Source organism: Gilliamella sp. wkB18, from assembly GCF_001690875.1.
Taxonomy (GTDB): domain Bacteria; phylum Pseudomonadota; class Gammaproteobacteria; order Enterobacterales; family Orbaceae; genus Gilliamella; species Gilliamella apicola_A.
This window is the reverse complement of sequence record NZ_LZHM01000022.1, coordinates 1-3115: the sequence shown is the minus strand read 5'-3', so window position 1 is coordinate 3115 and position 3115 is coordinate 1. Positions and strand designations below refer to the sequence as shown.

Below are 3115 nucleotides of genomic sequence, written 5' to 3'. Positions count from 1 at the left end.
AAGCTGTTAGCTCTTTAAAAAGAAGAAACAGACAATCTGTGTGGGCACTTGCGAGACGAAAGATTAAAAGTCTACGGACTAAAAAGATTAAGAAGTCTTGATAAGTGACACTGAAGATTCATTTGAATATGTCAGAGACAGTTATTGAGCATCAAACTTTAAATTGAAGAGTTTGATCATGGCTCAGATTGAACGCTGGCGGCAGGCTTAACACATGCAAGTCGAACGGTAACATGAGTGCTTGCACTTGATGACGAGTGGCGGACGGGTGAGTAATGTATGGGGATCTGCCAGATGGAGGGGGACAACAGTTGGAAACGACTGCTAATACCGCATAAAGTTGAGAGACCAAAGTACGGTTCCGCGAGGACGTGCGCCATTTGATGAACCCATATGGGATTAGCTAGTTGGTGGGGTAAAGGCTTACCAAGGCGACGATCTCTAGCTGGTCTGAGAGGATGACCAGCCACACTGGAACTGAGACACGGTCCAGACTCCTACGGGAGGCAGCAGTGGGGAATATTGCACAATGGGGGGAACCCTGATGCAGCCATGCCGCGTGTATGAAGAAGGCCTTCGGGTTGTAAAGTACTTTCGGTAGTGAGGAAGTTTTGGGTATGAAAAGTGCCTAGAATTGACGTTAGTTACAGAAGAAGCACCGGCTAACTCCGTGCCAGCAGCCGCGGTAATACGGAGGGTGCGAGCGTTAATCGGAATGACTGGGCGTAAAGGGCATGTAGGCGGATAATTAAGTTAGGTGTGAAATCCCTGGGCTCAACCTAGGAATTGCATTTAAAACTGGTTATCTGGAGTATTGTAGAGGAAGGTAGAATTCCACGTGTAGCGGTGAAATGCGTAGAGATGTGGAGGAATACCGGTGGCGAAGGCGGCCTTCTGGACAGATACTGACGCTGAGATGCGAAAGCGTGGGGAGCAAACAGGATTAGATACCCTGGTAGTCCACGCTGTAAACGATGTCGATTTGGAGTTTGTTGCCTAGAGTGATGGGCTCCGAAGCTAACGCGATAAATCGACCGCCTGGGGAGTACGGCCGCAAGGTTAAAACTCAAATGAATTGACGGGGGCCCGCACAAGCGGTGGAGCATGTGGTTTAATTCGATGCAACGCGAAGAACCTTACCTGGTCTTGACATCCACAGAATCTTGTAGAGATATGAGAGTGCCTTCGGGAACTGTGAGACAGGTGCTGCATGGCTGTCGTCAGCTCGTGTTGTGAAATGTTGGGTTAAGTCCCGCAACGAGCGCAACCCTTATCCTTTGTTGCCATCGATTAGGTCGGGAACTCAAAGGAGACTGCCGTTGATAAAGCGGAGGAAGGTGGGGACGACGTCAAGTCATCATGGCCCTTACGACCAGGGCTACACACGTGCTACAATGGCGTATACAAAGGGAGGCGACCTCGCGAGAGCAAGCGGACCTCATAAAGTACGTCTAAGTCCGGATTGGAGTCTGCAACTCGACTCCATGAAGTCGGAATCGCTAGTAATCGTGAATCAGAATGTCACGGTGAATACGTTCCCGGGCCTTGTACACACCGCCCGTCACACCATGGGAGTGGGTTGCACCAGAAGTAGATAGCTTAACCTTAGGGAGGGCGTTTACCACGGTGTGATTCATGACTGGGGTGAAGTCGTAACAAGGTAACCGTAGGGGAACCTGCGGTTGGATCACCTCCTTACGAAGAGCTCGTAAGTGTTCACACAGATTGTTTGTTTAGAAAGAGTCACTTTATTGGGTCTGTAGCTCAGGTGGTTAGAGCGCACCCCTGATAAGGGTGAGGTCGGTGGTTCAAGTCCACTCAGACCCACCAATTCAACTTGATTTTGCTAGTTTAAGCTTTAGGTTGATGAAGTGAAAAATTGGGGCTATAGCTCAGCTGGGAGAGCGCCTGCCTTGCACGCAGGAGGCCAGCGGTTCGATCCCGCTTAGCTCCACCATTAAAGTAGTCTCTTAGAAAATTATTTTTGTGTTTACTTAATTTAGTTATTAAGTGAATAGAAAGATAAAGCTCTTTAACAATAAGGAACAAGCTGAAAGAAACGAGTTCTCGTTTTGCTGGAGGAATCGATATGTAAATATAGGTGACTGAAAGCGAAAAGAGAAGAAAGCGTAATTAACCAAGACAACTGTGAGTTGTAAGGTTAAGAAATTAAGCGTACACGGTGGATGCCTAGGCAATCAGAGGCGAAGAAGGACGTGTTAATCTGCGAAAAGCGACGGTGAGCTGATAAAAAGCGTTATAGCCGTTGATGTCCGAATGGGGAAACCCAATGTAGGTAACTACATTATTGTCTGATGAATCCATAGTCAGATGAGGCGAACCGGGAGAACTGAAACATCTAAGTACCCCGAGGAAAAGAAATCAACCGAGATTCCCTGAGTAGCGGCGAGCGAAAGGGGAGGAGCCCAAGCGGGTAGCATAGTATATTAGTGGAAGCGTTCAGGAAAGTCGCACTATAGAGGGTGAAAGTCCCGTACACGAAAGTATATTATGTGGAAGCTTATAGAGTAGGGCGGGACACGTGATATCCTGTCTGAAGAAGGGGGGACCATCCTCCAAGGCTAAATACTCCTGATTGACCGATAGTGAACCAGTACCGTGAGGGAAAGGCGAAAAGAACCCCGGGAGGGGAGTGAAATAGACCCTGAAACCGTGTACGTACAATCAGTGGGAGCATGTATCATTAGATATGTGTGACTGCGTACCTTTTGTATAATGGGTCAGCGACTTATATTCTGTAGCAAGGTTAACCGAATAGGGGAGCCGAAGGGAAACCGAGTATTAACTGTGCGTTAAGTTGCAGGGTATAGACCCGAAACCCGGTGATCTAGCCATGGGCAGGTTGAAGGTTGGTTAACACTAACTGGAGGACCGAACCGACTAATGTTGAAAAATTAGCGGATGACCTGTGGCTGGGGGTGAAAGGCCAATCAAACCGGGAGATAGCTGGTTCTCCCCGAAAGCTATTTAGGTAGCGCCTCATGAGTAACTGTTGGGGGTAGAGCACTGTTTCGGCTAGGGGGCCATCCCGGCTTACCAACCCGATGCAAACTCCGAATACTGACAAGTTTAATCATGGGAGACACACGGCGGG

The 3115-nt window shown here is 48.5% G+C and carries 2 tRNA genes and 2 rRNA genes; all 4 read left to right on the top strand.

The features are described from left to right. Window positions 1–160: 160 nt before the first annotated feature. A 16S ribosomal RNA gene (locus tag A9G48_RS01010) occupies window positions 161–1698 on the top strand. Window positions 1699–1753: 55 nt separating this feature from the next. Next, window positions 1754–1830 (top strand) — tRNA-Ile (locus A9G48_RS01005). A 51-nt stretch (window positions 1831–1881) separates the two neighbouring features. After that, a tRNA-Ala gene (locus A9G48_RS01000) sits at window positions 1882–1957 on the top strand. Between the two features lie 202 nt (window positions 1958–2159). Further along, window positions 2160–3115: ribosomal RNA gene (locus A9G48_RS00995) — 23S ribosomal RNA — on the top strand; the annotation flags it as partial.